Consider the following 15,193-nt stretch of genomic DNA (forward strand, 5'->3'; position numbering starts at 1 on the left):
GCGACGTAGGAGCATGGACGACGCCGACCGGTGGCGGGCCGTCGACACCCAGCGCGTGGCGATCGCGGACCTGCTGGACGACCTGACCGACGACGAATGGGCCCACCCGTCGCTCTGCGAGGGGTGGACGGTGCGGGACGTCGCGGCGCACCTGGCGAGCCAGTACCGGATCCGGTTGCGCGACGCGCTCGCCGGGGCGATCCGGGCGCGCGGCGACATCGACCGCGCGATCCACGACGCCGCCTGCGCCTACCGCAAGCCCGCGCCGGAGCTGGTGGCGGAGATCCGGGACCTGGCCGGTGTCCGCCGCGTCCCGCCCGGCATCGGCGTGGAGGAGGTGCTGATCGACATCCTCGTCCACGGCCTGGACATCGCGCTGCCGCTGGGCCGTCCCCTCGCCGTGCCGCCGGACGCCGCCGCGCACGTCGCGCAGCGGTTGTGGGACCGGCCGCGCATGTTCCACGCGCGACGGCACTTCGGCGGCCACCACTACCGGGCCACCGACACCGGCTGGTTGGCCGGCGACGGCCCCGAGGTGAGCGGCCCGGCGTGGGCGATCATGCTGTTGTTCGCCGGGCGCCCGGCCGCGCGGGCGCACCTCACCGGCCTGCGCTAGTCAGCCGGTGACGTCGAGCGCGGCGCGGACGATGCTGTCGCTGTCCAGGCCGTGGTGCCGGTAGACGTCTTCGAGCGAGCCGGACTGGCCGAAGCCCGTCACGCCGAGCGCCGTCGTCCGGACGCGGTTGATCGTGGCGAGGAACGCCAGCGTGTGCGGGTGCCCGTCGAGGACGGTCACCAGGGGAGCGGCGCGGTCGGCGGGGAAGGCGGCGTCCAGGATCCAGGTGTCGGCCCGTTCGTGGCCCTGCCGGGCGCGGACCGCGCGGTGGAGCAGGTCGGGGCTGGTCACACACACGACGTCGGCGGGCACGCCGATCTGGTCCAGCCGGGCCGCGGCGTCGAGGGCTTCGGGGACGAGCGCGCCCATCACGGCGATGGTGACGGCCGCGCCGTCCGGGCGGCGCAGCGGATACGCGCCGGCGACGACCTGGCGGCGGCGGCGTTCGCGGGCGGCCGGGTCCGCGGGCACGTCGGCGAGGGTCTGGTCGACCGGGCGGGTGGACAGCCGCAGGTAGGCCGAGCTGCCGCCCGGCTTGCCGAGCTGGGCCATCGCCGCGAGCAGCGTCCACTCGGCGTCGATCGCGAACGCGGGTTCGTAGGTGAGGCAGCCGGGCTGTTCCAGTCCGATCGACGGGGTTTTGATGGACTGGTGCGCACCCCCCTCGGGCGCCAGGGTCACGCCGGACGGGGTGCCGATGAGGATGGACTGGCCGCCGGCGTAGATGCCATAGGACCACGGTTCGAGCGCGCGCTCCACGAAGGGGTCGTAGAGCACGCCGATGGGCAGCAGCGGCTGGCCCCAGCGGCTCCAGGTGGCGCCGAGTTCGCCGAGCAGGCCGACGAGGTTGGTCTCGGCGATGCCCAGTTCGATGTGCTGACCGGTCGGGCGTTCCCGCCAGTGCAAGATGGTTTCGCTGTCGTCGGCGAACCAGTCCGGCCGTTCCTGCACGGACCAGACGCCGACCTTGTTGACCCAGCCGCCCAGGTTGGTGGTGGAGCTGACGTCGGGGCTGACCGTGACGACGCGGCGGGCGGTGTCCGGCGCTTCGCGGGTGAGGTCGAGCAGGGCGCGGCCCAGCGCGGCCTGGGTGGTGGCGGTGCCGGTCGGGGTGCGGCCGAAATCCGACGGCACCGGCGGGGGAGTGGTCGCCGGGATTTCCCGGCGGCGCAGGCGTTTCGCGGTCGCCCGGCACAGCTCCTGTTCGGGGCTGCCGTCGGCGAAGGCGCGCCAGGGGTCGTCGAGGTCGGCGCCCAGCCGCTCGGCGAGTTCCCTCATCTGGGCGTCGGTGAGCAGGGCGGAGTGGTTCTGCGGGTGGCCCTTGGTGGCCAGGCCGTGGCCCTTGACCGTGTAGGCGAAGACGACCGTCGGGCGGGTGTCGTCGATCGCCGCGAAGGCCTGGTCGAGTGCGGCGAGGTCGTGGCCGCCGAGGTTGGCGATCGCGTCGGTGAGGGTGGTGTCGTCGAGGTCGTCGAGCAGGGCCCCGATGGCGGGGCTGTCACCGGGGAGGCGGCGGCGCAGTTCGGCGGCGTCGCAGCGCAGCAGCCGCTGGTATTCCGGGTTGGTCATGGCGTCGATGCGCTGCCGCAGTTGCGCGCCGCCGGGGCGGGTGAACAGTTCTTCCAGCAGGCGGCCGTACTTGAGGACGATGACCTGCCAGCCCGCGGCCGCGAACATGCCCTGCAGCTTGTCGGCGGCGATGTTCGGCACGACGCGGTCCAGGGACTGGCGGTTGAGGTCGACGATCCAGACGATCTCGCCGAGCTCGGCCACGCCGGGGTCGAGGACGGCCTCCCACACCGCGCCCTCGTCCAGTTCGGCGTCGCCGACCAGCGAGTACTGGCGGCCGGTGCCCGCGCCGCCGAACTTGGTGTCGACATAGCGCCGGGAGATCGCGCCCCAGATCGGTGCGGTGGCGCCGATGCCGACCGAGCCGGTCGAGTAGTCGGCCGGGTCGGGATCCTTGGTGCGGCTGGGGTAGCTCTGCAGCCCGCCGAACTCGCGCAGCCGCGGCAGGTAGGACGCGTCCAGCTCGCCGAGCAGGTGGTTGATCGCGTGCAGCACGGGCGAGGCGTGCGGCTTGACCGAGACGCGGTCCGCCGGGCGGAGGTGGTTGAACCACAGCGCGGTCATGATCGAGACCATCGACGCCGAGGACGCCTGGTGGCCGCCGACCTTGAGCCCCGACGGGTTCGGCCGCACGCGGTTGGCGTGGTTGATGATCGCGCTGGACAGCCACAGCACCCGGTCCTCGACCGCGCGCAGCACGTCGGTGGCGGGCGGGGAGACGGCGGGCTCGCTCATCGGTTCGTCCTAGGTTCGGGGTGCAGGTTGCTCACAGTGAAACAAGCTGCTGAACTGATGCTCAACACCTCGGCTGGAAATTGAGCAATCTGCCCAATGCCGGAGGTGGTGTGCGAGGGAGAGACGAGCACAATGCCCCAGGACGGCTTCGTCGACGCGGTGGACGCCCGGATCCTGCTGGAACTGGCCGAGCACCCGCGCGCGACCACGCTCGCGATCGCCGACCGGGCCGGGATCTCCCGCAACACCGCGCAGACCCGGATCGCGCGGCTGGAGGCCGGCTCGCTGGACTCGTTCGAGCGGCGGATCTCGCCTGCCGCGCTCGGGTACCCGCTGACCGCGTTCATCACGGCCCAGGTGACGCAACGGCTGCTGGACGAGGTCGCCGCCGCGCTCGCCGGGGTGCCCGAAGTGCTGGAGGTGCAGGGGATCTCCGGGCCGGTCGACCTGATGGTGCACGTGGTGGCGCGGGACGCCGACGACCTCTACCGGATCGCCGGGCTGATCCTCGCCATCCCCGGGGTGGAGCGCACCAACACGGCCCTGGTGATGCGCCAGCTGGTCGACTACCGGATCAAGCCGCTGCTCCACCAGGCGGCGGGGCTCGGCTAGCGCCCTGGGCGGCCGCGCTCGCGGCGGATGCGCAGGAGTATGCCGAGCACGAAGCCGAACGCCGCGCTGCTCGCGACAGGCAGGAACCACGGGGCGCTCGGGTAGTTGCGGAACCCGAGGACGACGCAGACGACCAGGACCACCGTTCCCGCCGCGGCGGCCGTCTCTCCGCGCCGTCGAGCCACGTGCCCGGGCCGGGTCAGGCCAGCTCGGCGGAAACGACCGCGGGCAGGTCGCGCAGGCGGGCCAGCAGCTGGTCGATCTCCTCGCCCGGCAGCAGGACCGCGCAGACCATGCTGCTCTCCCGGACGCCCTCGCGGATGTCGACCGACAGTTCGTGCACCGGGCGGCCCTGCTGGGACAGGGCGCTGATCAGGGCGGGGACCTGCGCGGCGCCGCCGGTGAAGTAGGTGGCGATGCGGCGCCGGACGAGCATCGTCGAACGCGGGGCCGGGGTGTGGAACGTGCTGACGGACATGGCGGATCTCCAGGAAGATCGAGAAACCGGACGGATCCGGGCCAGGTCCCGAACAGAGCGATCGCCGAAACTGCGCGCCGGCGACCTGGGTTCAGCCGGCGCGCCGGGCTACGAGTCGCGGGGACGTCAGGCGCTGCACGGCGACAGGCTAACACGACACCTCGCGGATCGACGAGACCCTTGATCGTGAACGCCGTGTGGGGCAGCTGGTCCTGGTCAGCCACCGGCAGCCACCCAGGACCGGGCCACGCGCCAAGCCGCGCGCCCACTCACCAGTCCCGCCTGGTCAGCGCACCACCTGGTAGCGCAGGTGGGTCGCGTCGTGACCGTCGAGTCGGCGGACCAACCGTAGTTCGGCGGCATGGCCGTCGAACAGGCGGCGGCCCTCGCCGAGCAGGACCGGCATCAGGTGGATCTCCAGCTCGTCGAGCTGCCCGGCGGTCAGCAGCGCCTGTGCCGCGCCCGCGCCGTGCACCAGGATCGCCTGGTCGCCCGCCGCGGCACGGGCGTCGGCGACGCAGGCGGCCACCTCGGTGTAGTAGCGGGCGCTTCCCGGGGGGCTCGTCGGGGTGGTGGGTCAGGACGTGGATCGGCACGCCGTCGTGGTGATCGCCCTGCCACCGGCCGGCCAGCTCGAACGTCCGACGCCCGGAGATCACCGCGCTGGTGGCCATCGGCTCGGCGAACACCTGGCCATCCGGCCCGGGTTCGTTCCGGTGGTCCAGCCAGTTGAACAACCGCCCGCCGCCGCGCCCCAGCTCCTGGCCGGGGCGATCGTCGGGCCTGCGATGTAGCCGTCCAGCGACATGGCCATGTACAGCCGGGTCAGTGCCATCGGAACGTGCCGTCGGTGGGCACGCCCAGAATGGCGGGCGCCTCCGGTACGTCACCGGGCTCGTCCCAGTCCAGCGAAGGGTTGACGACGACCTCGGTCCCGGGGTCCACATTCGCGCCGGGACCGGCCGCGGCGACCACGCCCGCGCCGTCGGAACCCAGCACGACCGGCGCGTCACCGGCACCGCACGCGTCGACGAGGAACAGGTCGCGGTGGTTGAGACCGGCCGCGCGGAAAGCGACCACGACCTCGCCCGGTCCCGGCCGCGGTGCGGGCACCTCCGCCACCCGCACCCCCGTGAGTCCCGTCGCGTTCCCGTGCACCACCGCCGTCATCGTTGTCACGTCCGCGAAGTTGGCAACGGCCCGGCGCGCGCCTCCAATGATCGCGAACCGTGTCACAGCACGGGTTTTTCAGATCGTGAACCGCCGTCACTCGAGCTCGGCGTCGAGGGTGATGGTGGTGCCCGTCAGTGCGGCCGAGACCGGGCACGTCTCCTTGGCGTCCTCGGCGATCTTCCGGAAGTCGTCCGGGCTCGCGCCCGGCACCGTCGCGCGGACCGCGAGCGCGATGCCCTTGATCTCGTACCCGCCACCGGACTTCGGGCCGAACGACACCGTCGCCGTGGTCCGGATCCGCTCCGGCGGGGTGCCCGCGCGTCCGAGCAGAGCGGACAGCTGCATGCAGTAGCACGAGGAGTGCGCGGCCGCGATCAGCTCCTCGGGGCTGGTCTTGCCGCCGGCTTCCTCGGCACGGGCGGGCCACGAAACCGCGAACGTGGTCAGCTTCGACGTGTCGAGGCTGGTCTCCCCGGACCCGCTCGGCAGGTCGCCGGTCCAGGTCGTGGTGGCTTGACGGTCGGTCATGGCGGACCTCCTTCGGTCGTGCGCCGCGCGGCTGGCAGGCGCTCCAGATTGTCCTCGCAGCCGTCCGCCGCGCGCCAGTCCGCGCCGGGGCCGGAGGTCTTGCTCGCTCAGACCTTGACCGACGGGCGGCCCGGGGACAGCGCGCCGGCGGCGACGGCGGCCACCGCGGCCGTCACGGCGAACACCAGGAACCCGCCGCGGAACCCGGCGAGCGTCTCCGCGACCAGGCTCGCCGCCGCGACGCTCGACACCACCGCGGCCCCCAGCGAAGCCCCGAACTCGTGGAACGTGCTCACGATCCCCGACGCGATCCCGGCCTCGTGCGGCGCGACCTGCCCCAGAGCCGTCGCCGACGCCACCACGAACAGCACCCCGGTGCCGGCGCCCGCGACCGCGATGCTGATCGCGACCACCACGGCGTTCATGACGAGCGCGGGCACCGTCAGGCCGATCGCGGCGACCAGCAGCCCGGCCACCGCGAGCGGGCGCGCGCCGAACCGCCCGATGACCCGCCCGGTGAGGTTCGCCGCGGCGATCGTCAGCAACGCCACCGGCAGGAACAGCAACCCGGTCACCAGCGCGTTGAACCCGCGCTCCTGCTGGAAGTAGAACGTCCCGAGGAAGAACACCGCGACCGTCAGCGCCGTCGCCATCAGGATGAGGAACGTGCCCGTCGCCACCGGGCGGCGGACCAGCAGCCGCACGTCCATCAGCGGCGCCTTCGTCCGGCGCTGCCACGCCACGAACGCCACGTACCCGACCGCGGCCGCCAGCACCAGCCACCCGGTCGTCGCGGTCAGCCAGCCCTGGTCCCCGGCGTTGATCAGGGCGTACACCAGCGCCCCGGACGAGGCGGTGACGAGCAGCGCGCCCAGCACGTCCAGCCGCGCGCCCGGGACCACCGGCGCGGTGCCCGGCAGCATCCGCGCCAGCGCGGCGAGGATGACGAGCCCGATCGGCACGTTGATCCAGAACACCCACGGCCAGCCCGGCCCGGCGGTGAGCAGCCCGCCCAGCAGCACGCCGAGAGCCGCGCCGCCGCCGCCCAGCGCCGACCACACGCCCAGTGCCTTGTTCCGCTCGTCGCCGTCGAAGAGCCCCACGACCAGCGACAACGCCGACGGCGACAGCAGTGCCGCGCCGACGCCCTGCGCGATCCGGCCGCCCAGCAGCACGGCGGACGACCCGGCCAGCCCGGTCACCAGCGAAGCCAGCGTGAAGATCAGCAGGCCGGCGAGCGCGATCCGCTTGGCGCCGGCGAGGTCGGCGAGCCTGCCGCCGAGCAGCAGCAGCCCGCCGAAGGCGAGCGTGTAGGCGCTGACCACCCAGGTCATCGCCTCGCGGCTCATGCCGAGGTCGGTCTCGATGTGCGGCAGCGCGATCGCCACCACCGTGACGTCGAGGATCAGCATCAGCTGGGCGACCCCGAGGAAACCGAGGAGGCGCCACCGCAGCGGGTGCGCACCAGGTCTTGCGAACGAATCCGACATGATCATCTCCGGTTAACTCGTATGACGAAGTACGACTTACTAGCGTCATGCTAACTCGTACATTCCCGTACGAGCTAGACTGCGGTGGTGAGCACTTCCGCACGACCGCGCCGGCGCGCCGACGCCGAGCGCAGCATCGCCCGCATCGTCACCGCCGCCAGGGAGGTGCTCAGCCGGGATCCGGACGCGAGCATCGACGACATCGTGAAGGCCGCCGGGGTGGGCCGGATGACGTTGTACGGGCACTTCCCCAATCGCGCTGCGCTGGTCGAGGCCGCGCTCGCCGACGCCATCCGGGCAGGCGAGGAGGTCCTGTCCGAGGTCGACCTCGACGGCGACGCGCGGGACGCGCTGGCCCGGCTGATCGCGCCCAGCTGGTCGCTCGTGGCCGAGTCGACGAGATTGCTGCAGGCCGCCGAAGGTCTCCTGCCGGCGGCGCGCATCCGTGAACTGCACGGCGACGCGGCGAACCGGGTCGAGGACCTCGTGCGGCGGGGCCGGCGGCAGGGCGTGTTCCGGACGGATCTGCCGATCACGTGGCTGGTCAACGTCGTGCACTACGTCCTCAATGGGGCCGCCGAGGAGAACCGCGCCGGACGGCTGAGCGCGAAGGAGGCGCCCGCCGTGGTGAGCGCGACGGTCCGGTCGTTGCTGGCGCCGCCGGACATGCGTTGACGTTCGCGTCAACCCGCAGAATCGCGCCCGTGTTCACGGAAGCAGAACCGGATTACCTGAAGTCCCAGCCGCTCGGCCGGCTCGCCACGGTGTCGCCGGGCGGGCAGGTGCAGAACAACCCGGTCAACTTCTTCGTCACCGACGGCGGGATCGTCATCGGCGGGCACGCGCTCGGGGCGTCGAAGAAGTTTCGCAACGTCCAGCGGGGCAGCACGGTGTCGTTGGTGGTGGACGACCTGGCGACGGTGGATCCGTGGGTGCCGCGCGGGGTGGAGATCCGTGGCAGCGCGGTGGCGCTGACCGACCAGGAGCCGCCGGTGCCGTACTTCTCGCGGGAGATCATCCGGATCACGGCGGGGCGGATCATCGCGTGGGGACTCGACGGTCCTCGCGCGAGCCGATCGGTGGGGTGATCAGGGCCGCTGGCTGAGCCCGGTGCTGGTCGCGCCCGAGGTCAAGGTTCTCGACCGGCCGAAGTGGACGGTCCGGCACAGGCGGGTGGCGAGGGCGAGTCGGGTGGCGAGGCAACGCCTGCCCGGGCAGGCATTGGGGGGCGAGGCTGGCGGCGGATTCGGTGCTGGATCAGCAGGAGCCTCCCTCGGGGGAGCGCTGATGGCGGGGTGGGGATGCTCCGCGGGTGCGGGTGCGGGTGCGGGTGCGGGTGCGGGTGCAGGGCCGGGTGGTGGTGGGTTGGGCGTCGCTGCCGGTGGCCCGGCAGGTGGGTAGATGGGGCTGGGGATGCTGTGCCGGTGGCGGCGCGGGTGCGGGCGGTGGGTTCGGGCGGGTGCGGTGAACGGTCCTGGGAATGCCACGCGGGTGCCGGGTTGTGCGAGTTGGGCGTCCGCGGCGGGTTCGGAGCGGGGCTGGCGGTGAAGCGCCGGGCGCACGCGAGCTAATGCCGTCCGCGGGTCGGCAGGCACCTGTGATCGACGCCGGAGGTGGTCACGCGGGCTGGCCTTCCGCGATCAGGTCGTCCAGCGTCAGGCCGGCGCCGAGGGCGTGTTCGGATGCGTAGGTTTCCTCGCTGAGGGCTGTGCGCGCCTTGGTCTCGATGCGGTCGACGTCGCCGCGTTCGGCTGGGGGAGTGGGGGTCCGACGGAGCGGCGGGCGTGGTCGGCGGCGCCCAGCAGGCGGGCCGCCGGCGTGTGGGCTCCGGTCAGGGCGTGGGCGCCGGCCAGGCCCTCGAGCGCCAGCGCGACCGCCTGCGGGTCCCTGGCCCGCCGGGCGATGTCCAGCGCTCGCCGGTGCCAGGTGAACGCCCCTTCGGCGTCGCCGCGGAGTTCGGCCACGAAACCCACCTCGGCGCACACCAGGGTGTTGCCCGGCTCGTGCTCCACCAGCCCGTGCCAGTCCAGCAGCACCCGCAACTGCCGCTCCGCCTCGTCCAGCGCGCCCTCCCGGCGGGCGCCCAGCGCGAGGTCCGTCCGCGCGTACATCTCGCCCGGCATGAAACCGCTTTCCACCGCCACCCGCTCCGCCCGCTCGTGCAGGCGCCGCGCCTCGGCGAAATCCCCCGCGAGCAACGCGGTCCGGCCCAGCCACGACAGCTGGTAGGACACCTCCGGCCACAACCCCAGCTGTTCGGCCCGCCGCAGGCTCTCGGTGTGCAACCGCTCGGCGTCGGCGTAGCGGCCCTCGAACTCGGCCAGCGTGCCCAGCGCGAACGACGCCTGCACCTAGCCCCACCGGTCACCGACCTCCGCGAAGATCGCAGCGCTCTCCTCCGCGGCCGCGTGGGCCTTCGCCAGCTCACCACGCGCGATCAGCTGACTGGCCGAATCGGCGAGCCCCGCCGCCGTGCCCCACCGGTCACCCAGCGACGCGAACCCGTCCAGGGCCGCGCCGGTCAGTTTCGACGCCCCGGTCAGGTCCGCGCCGCGGCCCGGCGGCCGGGCGCCACCTCGCCCGGCACCGCCAGCGCCGCCCGTAACGAGCGCAGCGCCTCGCCCAGCCGCCCGCGCAGGAACCAGTACCACGACAGGCTCGTCACCAACCGCAGCGCCTCGTCCGCCGCGCCCTGGCGGACCAGCGTGTCGAGCGCCGCCCGCAGGTTCGCCGACTCCGCGTCCAGCGTCTCCAGCCACTGGCACTGACCGGTGCGGCGCAGCAACGGGTCCGCACGCTCCGCGAGCGCCGCGCGTGCCGGGACCGGACCGGCTCGGTCTCGCCCGCCTCGGCCAGTCGCTCCAGGCTGTACGCGCGCACCGACTCCAGCAGCCGATACCGCGGGCCCAGCTCGCCGTGCTCGCACACCAGCAGCGACCGGTCGACCAGCCGCCCCAGCACGTTCACCACCGTGCCCGGCTCGCCCCCGCACACCTCCTCGGCCGCCTCCAGCCCGCATCCCTCGGCGTGCACCGCGAGCCGCCGCAGCACCTCACGCTCCGAAGTGGACAGCAACTCCCAGCTCCAGCCGATCACCGCGCGCAACATCCGGCGAGGCGCTGGCCGGGCGTGTCGTGGTCAACCTCAGCTCGGACACCCCGCAGCGCACCCGCGAAGCCGCGGCCTGGCTCGCCGAACGGGGACGACGCTGGTGGGCGGCGGGATCGTGGTGCCCGCGCCGCTCGTCGGAACCGAGGCCTCGTACGTGTTCTACAGCGGGCCCCGGGCCGTCTTCGCCGAGCACGAGGCGGTGCTGCGGCACATCGGCAGGCCCGAGTACCGGGGGGAGGACCACGGCCTGGCGCAGCTGCTCTACCAGGCGCGGCTGACGGTCTTCCTCACCTCGCTGTCGGCGTACCTGCAGGCCTTCGCGCTGCTGGCGGCCGAAGGCGCCGACCCGGCGCGGCTGGTGCCCTTCGCCAAGGAGGTCTCGGGTCTGGCGGCCTCGTACCTGGACGAGACGGTGACCCAGACCCGGGCGCGCACCTACCCGGGGGACCTGAGCACGGCCACGATGATGGGCGCGACCGCGGAGCACATCCTGCAGGCGTGCCGGGACGCGGGCGTGGACCCCGCCCTGCCCGAGGCGGTCAAGTCGCAGTACGACCGCGCGATCGCCGCGGGCCACGGCGGCGACAACTGGACCAGCCTGTGGGAGGTCGTCGCGAAGCGGTGAGCCCGGCGCGGTGCTCGTGCCCGGCACGGGCACCGCACAGTCCGGCCGTCTGAAAAACTTCGCGGGAGGTGTCGAATCCGGCGATGCTCGATCGATGCATTGACGAAAGCATCGTCGGATGAACCGAAGGAGTCCTCCATGCGCACCCTGATCACCACCGCCTTCGTCTCGCTCGACGGCGTCGTCGAAGCTCCCGGCGGCGAGCCGGGCTACCGCAACGCCGGCTGGACCTTCCAGTGCATCGAGTTCGACGAGGTGGCCTACGAGATCAAGGCCCGCGAGCAGGGCGAGGCCACCGCGATGCTGCTGGGCCGCGTCAGCTACCAGGCCTTCGCCCCGGTGTGGCCGGGCATGACCGAGCAGTTCCCCGGCTACAACGCCATGCCCAAGTACGTCGTGTCGACCACACTGAAGGACGAGGAGCTCGTCACCAACTGGGGCGAGATCACCATCCTGCGGTCACTGGACGACGTGGCGGCGCTGAAGGAGACCGAGGGCGGGCCGATCATCGTGCACGGCAGCGCGACGCTGAACCGCAACTTGTCCGACGCGGGCCTGATCGACCGCTACCACCTGCTGGTGTTCCCGGTCCTGCTCGGCGCGGGCAAGCGCCTGTTCAGCGACACCGACAAGGACAAGCAGGGCCTGAAGCTGCTGGAGAGCGAGTCCTACTCGAACGGCATCCAGAAGCTGGTCTACGACGTGGTCCGCTGATCCACGGCGGGACAGGTCCCCGCGGCGGCGTGGTCGGAGTGGGCAGGTTCGGCCCGCGGTGACGTCTGCTCAGGACACGCCGTGCCGTCCGTAGGGGACCGCGCTGAGCAGCGTCACCCGCACCGTCGCGCCGCTCGGCACGGTGTAGGTCCGGGACTCGCCCTGACGGGCGCCGGTCAGGGCGCGGCCCAGCGGCGAGCCGGGGGAGTACACCTCCAGGTCGTCGCCCGCGCCGTCGCGCACGCCGAGCAGGAACGTCTCCGGCTCCGGGTCGTCGTCGAACCGGACCGTCAGCACCATGCCCGGTTCGGCGACGCCGTCGTCGGGCGGCGTCTGCCCGACGACGGCGCGGCGCAGCAGGTCCTCCAGCTCACGCGTGCGCGCCTTTCGCTGCCGCAGAGCCATTTCCCGGTCCTCCGGATCGTCGTCCTCCGGGGCGCGCAACGCGGACAGCTCCGCGCTCAGGCGCGCGTACGCCTCCTCGGTCAGCCACACGGTGTCCATCGCGTTACCTCCTTCGTTCGGCCGGGCGGCGGTGCGCCGCCGGAGCAGGGTGGCGTTCGCGTCGTCGGCGAAGCCGGCCGCGACGCGCAGCAGGATGTCCCGTTCCACGCGCAGCAGCGCGTTCTCCGCGCGCAGGAACTCCAGGTCCTCGGTGGATCCCATGGCTCACCGCAGCGGGTCGAAGGGCCGCAGGGACTCCGGCTGCTTGCCGGTGACGACGTGTTCGGCGAGCAGCTTCCCGGTGACCGGCCCCTGCGTGAGGCCCCACATGCCGTGCCCGCTTGCGATGTACACCCCCGGCTCGGCGGTGGCGCCGATGATGGGGAGCCCGTCGCTGCTGACCGGACGCGGGCCCACCCACGTGTCGCTGCGCTCGGCCCACCGCACGCCCTCGAAGAACGGCGCCGCGGACCGCACGATCGCCTGCACGCGCCGCTCGTCGGGCGGGTCGTCGGGGCCGCGGAACTCCATCGTCCCGGCCACGCGCATCGCGCCGAGGTAGGGCGTGCACGCGACGCGCACCGTGGGCAGGTACACGGGTTGCCGCAGCGGCGTCTCGGTGGGCACCGTGAAGGAGTAGCCGCGCCCGGCCCGCACCGGCACGCGCACGCCGAGTTTCCCGGCTAGACGGCTGATCCACGCCCCAGTCGCGAGGACGGCGACGTTCGCTGAGAAGCTCACGTTGTCGCGGGAGATGACCGTCACCGCGTGCCGGTGCGGGCGGATCGACCGCACGTCGAACCCGGCGCGGATGGTGCCGCCGCGGTGGCGCACCGAGTCCGCGAGCGCCCGGACGAACCGGCCGGGGTCGACGTAGCGCTGGCCGGGCAACTCGATCCCCGCGCCCGCGTGACCGGACAGTTGCGGCAGTCGCGCGCGGACCTGCGTCGCGGTCAGGCCCGTGTGGTCGGCACGGGCTCCGGCCGCGGTGAAGCGCCGCAGCTCGGCCAGCAGCGACGCGGCCGCACCGGCGGATTCGAACACGGCGGTGATCGGGGCCTCGACGGTCTCCGCCGCCACGCCACCGCGGACGAGGGTGTCGAAGGCGTCCAGGCAGTCGTCGTTCAGCGCCAGGTTCGCGGCCACCACCCGGCGCCACGCCGGCCAGGTGCAGTGCGCGGCGAACCGCAGCAGGAACGACCACAGCGCCGGGTCCGCGGTCGGCGGCACGTGCAGCGGAGCGTCTCGCCGGACGAGCGAGGCAAACCCGGTGCGCCGCACCTCCGGTTCGTTGAGCGGGATCGCCAGCCCGGGCGAGAGCCAGCCCGCGTTGCCGCGGGACGCGCCTGCCGCGACGCCCGTGCGGTCCAGCACGGTCACCCGCACCCCGTGTTCCTGCAGGAACCAGGCCGTCGACAGCCCGACGATCCCCGCGCCGACGATGACGGCGGAGCGGGGGCCCTGAGCGGTCTCATCCACCGGCTACCTCCCTGACTTTTCGCCTCCCCCCGAGCATCGCCCGCCCACGGAGGCCACCGGGTGTCCGGATCGCACAATTTGCCGGGTTGTGCTTGTAGGGTGGGCACATGGTCAAGCTCGACCGTCTGATCACGATCCTGGGCAGCTACGGCGCCCGCCTGTGCGGATCCGCCGACCGCGAGGCCGGGCTGCGCAGCGTCGCCCTGCACGACCCGGTGCGCCAGGAGTCGCCGGCCGGCGACATCTTCCTCGCCGTCGGCGTGGCCACGGTGGCCGAGGCGATCCGGCTCGCGCGGCAGGCCAGGGCGGTCGTGCTCGTCGTGCGGACCACCGAGGACCCGGCGCCGGACCTGCTGCGCGACGCGGACGGGATCGCCGTGCTCGTGGTCGAGCCGAGCGTGTCCTGGAGCCAGGTCGCCGGCGTGGTCTATGGGCTGGTGCTGGAGGGGCGGGAGACCGAGTCCGGCCGCGGCCCGGCCGACCTGTCCGCGCTGGCCGACACGATCGCTGCCGCGGTCGGCGGGCCGGTCACCATCGAGGACCAGCTGTCCAGGGTGATGGCCTACTCCAGCGAGCAGCGCGAGGCCGATCCGGTGCGGCAGGACACGATCCTGGGCCGCCGCGTGCCGGACCGGGTGCGGGCGCTGTTCGAACGGCAGGGTGTGTTCACCCACCTCGCGCGGTCCGACGAGCCGTTGTTCGTGCCTGCCGCGCCCGAGCACGGTCTGCACGGGCGCTCGGTCGTCGCGGTCCGCGCCGGCCGGGAGCTGCTGGGATCGCTGTGGGTGTCGTGCACCGCGCCCCTGGACGCGGCGCGCGCGAACATCCTCGTCGACGGGGCGCGCACGGTGGCGCTGCACCTGCTGCGGTGGCGGGTCAGCGCGGACCTCGAACGGCAGGTGGAGTCCGAGCTGGTCATCCAGCTCCTCGAAGGCGACCCGGACGCGGACGCGGTTGTCCGGAAACTGGGCCTGCCCGCGTCCGGGCTGCGGGTCGTCGCGGTGCGGGCGCACACCGAGGCCGAACGCAACGCCGGGCTCCTGCTGGCGTTCGAGCGGGCCACGACCGGGTTCGGGTGGTCGCGGGTCGGGCGCAGCACGTTGTTCGGCAACACCGTCTACACTGTGCTGCCCGCCGCCGATCCCGCGCCGGCGTTCCACTGGGTGCGGCAGCTGGTCGCCGGCCTGCCCGCGCACCTGCGGATCGTGGCGGGCGTGTCCGGGGAGTGCGAGGTCGCGGAGCTGCCGTCCGGGCGCCGCGAGTCCGACGAGTGCCTGACCCTGCACGACCGGCTCGGCCGCGGGGAGGCCGTCTGCTACGACGAATCCTGGCACCAGGTGCTGCTGCAACGCCTGCGGTCCGCCGCGGCGACCGGCCGGATCCCCGCGCGCGGTCCGGTGGCGCGGCTGGCCGGGCACGAGGCGCCCGAGTTGCTGCCGACGTTGCGCGCCTGGCTGGAGGCGCAGGGCGACCTGGGCCGCGCCGCGGCGGTGCTGGGCGTCCACCAGAACACGGTGCGCAACCGTTTGCGCCGCGTCACGGCGGCGGTGCCCGGCCTGGACCTGGACGATCCGGCGCAACGCCTGGCGATGCTGATCGCCATGGCCGTGCACGATTAG

The 15,193-nt window shown here is 73.2% G+C and carries 18 protein-coding genes and 1 pseudogene; 7 read left to right on the top strand and 12 right to left on the bottom strand.

Annotated features, from left to right (window positions below):
* Positions 1-13 precede the first annotated feature (13 nt).
* The gene (locus AMETH_RS11565; protein ID WP_017981626.1) at positions 14-616 is read left to right on the top strand and encodes a maleylpyruvate isomerase family mycothiol-dependent enzyme; all 603 of its coding nucleotides are present in this window, start codon (positions 14-16) and stop codon (positions 614-616) included.
* Here AMETH_RS11565 and AMETH_RS11570 read toward each other — a convergent pair whose 3' ends face one another.
* Positions 617-2,920: a transketolase-like TK C-terminal-containing protein gene (locus AMETH_RS11570; protein WP_017981627.1), complete on the bottom strand. Its 2,304-nt coding sequence runs from the start codon at positions 2,918-2,920 to the stop codon at positions 617-619. It lies immediately after the preceding gene.
* Between the two features lie 132 nt (positions 2,921-3,052).
* On the opposite strand from AMETH_RS11570, the gene AMETH_RS11575 reads away from it, so the two are divergent.
* The gene (locus AMETH_RS11575; protein ID WP_020486691.1) at positions 3,053-3,532 is read left to right on the top strand and encodes an Lrp/AsnC family transcriptional regulator; all 480 of its coding nucleotides are present in this window, start codon (positions 3,053-3,055) and stop codon (positions 3,530-3,532) included.
* On the opposite strand, the gene AMETH_RS38680 is transcribed toward AMETH_RS11575, so the two are convergent.
* The 6 genes from AMETH_RS38680 to AMETH_RS11600 all read right to left on the bottom strand — a co-directional run bounded on the left by AMETH_RS38680 (position 3,529) and on the right by AMETH_RS11600 (position 7,201).
* Positions 3,529-3,675: a hypothetical protein gene (locus AMETH_RS38680; RefSeq protein WP_017981629.1), complete on the bottom strand. Its 147-nt coding sequence runs from the start codon at positions 3,673-3,675 to the stop codon at positions 3,529-3,531. The genes AMETH_RS11575 and AMETH_RS38680 overlap by 4 nt on opposite strands.
* Positions 3,676-3,731: 56 nt before the next feature.
* A complete protein-coding gene (locus AMETH_RS11580) occupies positions 3,732-4,010 on the bottom strand; it encodes a hypothetical protein (protein ID WP_017981630.1) in 279 nt (92 codons plus the stop codon).
* A gap of 286 nt (positions 4,011-4,296) precedes the next feature.
* Positions 4,297-4,539, bottom strand: coding sequence for a dihydrofolate reductase family protein (locus AMETH_RS39985; protein ID WP_017981631.1), 243 nt, complete (start codon positions 4,537-4,539; stop codon positions 4,297-4,299).
* A gap of 296 nt (positions 4,540-4,835) precedes the next feature.
* Positions 4,836-5,180 (bottom strand): alcohol dehydrogenase catalytic domain-containing protein, encoded by a 345-nt coding sequence (locus AMETH_RS11590; RefSeq protein WP_017981632.1) that lies wholly within the window; start codon positions 5,178-5,180, stop codon positions 4,836-4,838.
* Between the two features lie 96 nt (positions 5,181-5,276).
* Positions 5,277-5,711: an OsmC family peroxiredoxin gene (locus tag AMETH_RS11595; RefSeq protein ID WP_017981633.1), complete on the bottom strand. Its 435-nt coding sequence runs from the start codon at positions 5,709-5,711 to the stop codon at positions 5,277-5,279.
* A gap of 107 nt (positions 5,712-5,818) precedes the next feature.
* Positions 5,819-7,201: an MFS transporter gene (locus tag AMETH_RS11600; protein WP_223843122.1), complete on the bottom strand. Its 1,383-nt coding sequence runs from the start codon at positions 7,199-7,201 to the stop codon at positions 5,819-5,821.
* An 87-nt stretch (positions 7,202-7,288) separates the two neighbouring features.
* On the opposite strand from AMETH_RS11600, the gene AMETH_RS11605 reads away from it, so the two are divergent.
* Positions 7,289-7,876: a TetR/AcrR family transcriptional regulator gene (locus AMETH_RS11605; protein ID WP_223843123.1), complete on the top strand. Its 588-nt coding sequence runs from the start codon at positions 7,289-7,291 to the stop codon at positions 7,874-7,876.
* 29 nt (positions 7,877-7,905) lie between these two features.
* Positions 7,906-8,289, top strand: coding sequence for a PPOX class F420-dependent oxidoreductase (locus tag AMETH_RS11610; protein WP_017981636.1), 384 nt, complete (start codon positions 7,906-7,908; stop codon positions 8,287-8,289).
* 567 nt (positions 8,290-8,856) lie between these two features.
* On the opposite strand, the gene AMETH_RS39125 is transcribed toward AMETH_RS11610, so the two are convergent.
* The 3 genes and pseudogenes from AMETH_RS39125 to AMETH_RS42885 all read right to left on the bottom strand — a co-directional run.
* The gene (locus AMETH_RS39125; protein WP_026153021.1) at positions 8,857-9,552 is read right to left on the bottom strand and encodes a tetratricopeptide repeat protein; all 696 of its coding nucleotides are present in this window, start codon (positions 9,550-9,552) and stop codon (positions 8,857-8,859) included.
* 188 nt (positions 9,553-9,740) lie between these two features.
* Positions 9,741-9,986: a hypothetical protein gene (locus AMETH_RS39130; RefSeq protein WP_017981637.1), complete on the bottom strand. Its 246-nt coding sequence runs from the start codon at positions 9,984-9,986 to the stop codon at positions 9,741-9,743.
* Positions 9,987-10,111: 125 nt separating this feature from the next.
* Positions 10,112-10,309, bottom strand: a pseudogene (locus tag AMETH_RS42885) (winged helix-turn-helix domain-containing protein); the annotation flags it as partial.
* Positions 10,310-10,412: 103 nt separating this feature from the next.
* On the opposite strand from AMETH_RS42885, the gene AMETH_RS11620 reads away from it, so the two are divergent.
* Positions 10,413-10,937 (top strand): imine reductase family protein, encoded by a 525-nt coding sequence (locus AMETH_RS11620; protein WP_017981638.1) that lies wholly within the window; start codon positions 10,413-10,415, stop codon positions 10,935-10,937.
* A 138-nt stretch (positions 10,938-11,075) separates the two neighbouring features.
* Positions 11,076-11,651: a dihydrofolate reductase family protein gene (locus AMETH_RS11625; RefSeq protein ID WP_017981639.1), complete on the top strand. Its 576-nt coding sequence runs from the start codon at positions 11,076-11,078 to the stop codon at positions 11,649-11,651.
* 69 nt (positions 11,652-11,720) lie between these two features.
* Here the strand turns inward: AMETH_RS11625 and AMETH_RS11630 are convergent, their stop codons facing one another.
* Positions 11,721-12,317, bottom strand: a complete 597-nt coding sequence (locus AMETH_RS11630; RefSeq protein ID WP_017981640.1) for a GreA/GreB family elongation factor — start codon at positions 12,315-12,317, stop codon at positions 11,721-11,723.
* 3 nt (positions 12,318-12,320) lie between these two features.
* Positions 12,321-13,574 (bottom strand): NAD(P)/FAD-dependent oxidoreductase, encoded by a 1,254-nt coding sequence (locus AMETH_RS11635; RefSeq protein WP_017981641.1) that lies wholly within the window; start codon positions 13,572-13,574, stop codon positions 12,321-12,323.
* Between the two features lie 107 nt (positions 13,575-13,681).
* Between AMETH_RS11635 and AMETH_RS11640 the strand changes: the two genes are divergently transcribed.
* Positions 13,682-15,193: a PucR family transcriptional regulator gene (locus AMETH_RS11640; protein WP_017981642.1), complete on the top strand. Its 1,512-nt coding sequence runs from the start codon at positions 13,682-13,684 to the stop codon at positions 15,191-15,193.

It is taken from the genome of Amycolatopsis methanolica 239 (genome assembly GCF_000739085.1).
Classification (GTDB): domain Bacteria; phylum Actinomycetota; class Actinomycetes; order Mycobacteriales; family Pseudonocardiaceae; genus Amycolatopsis_E; species Amycolatopsis_E methanolica.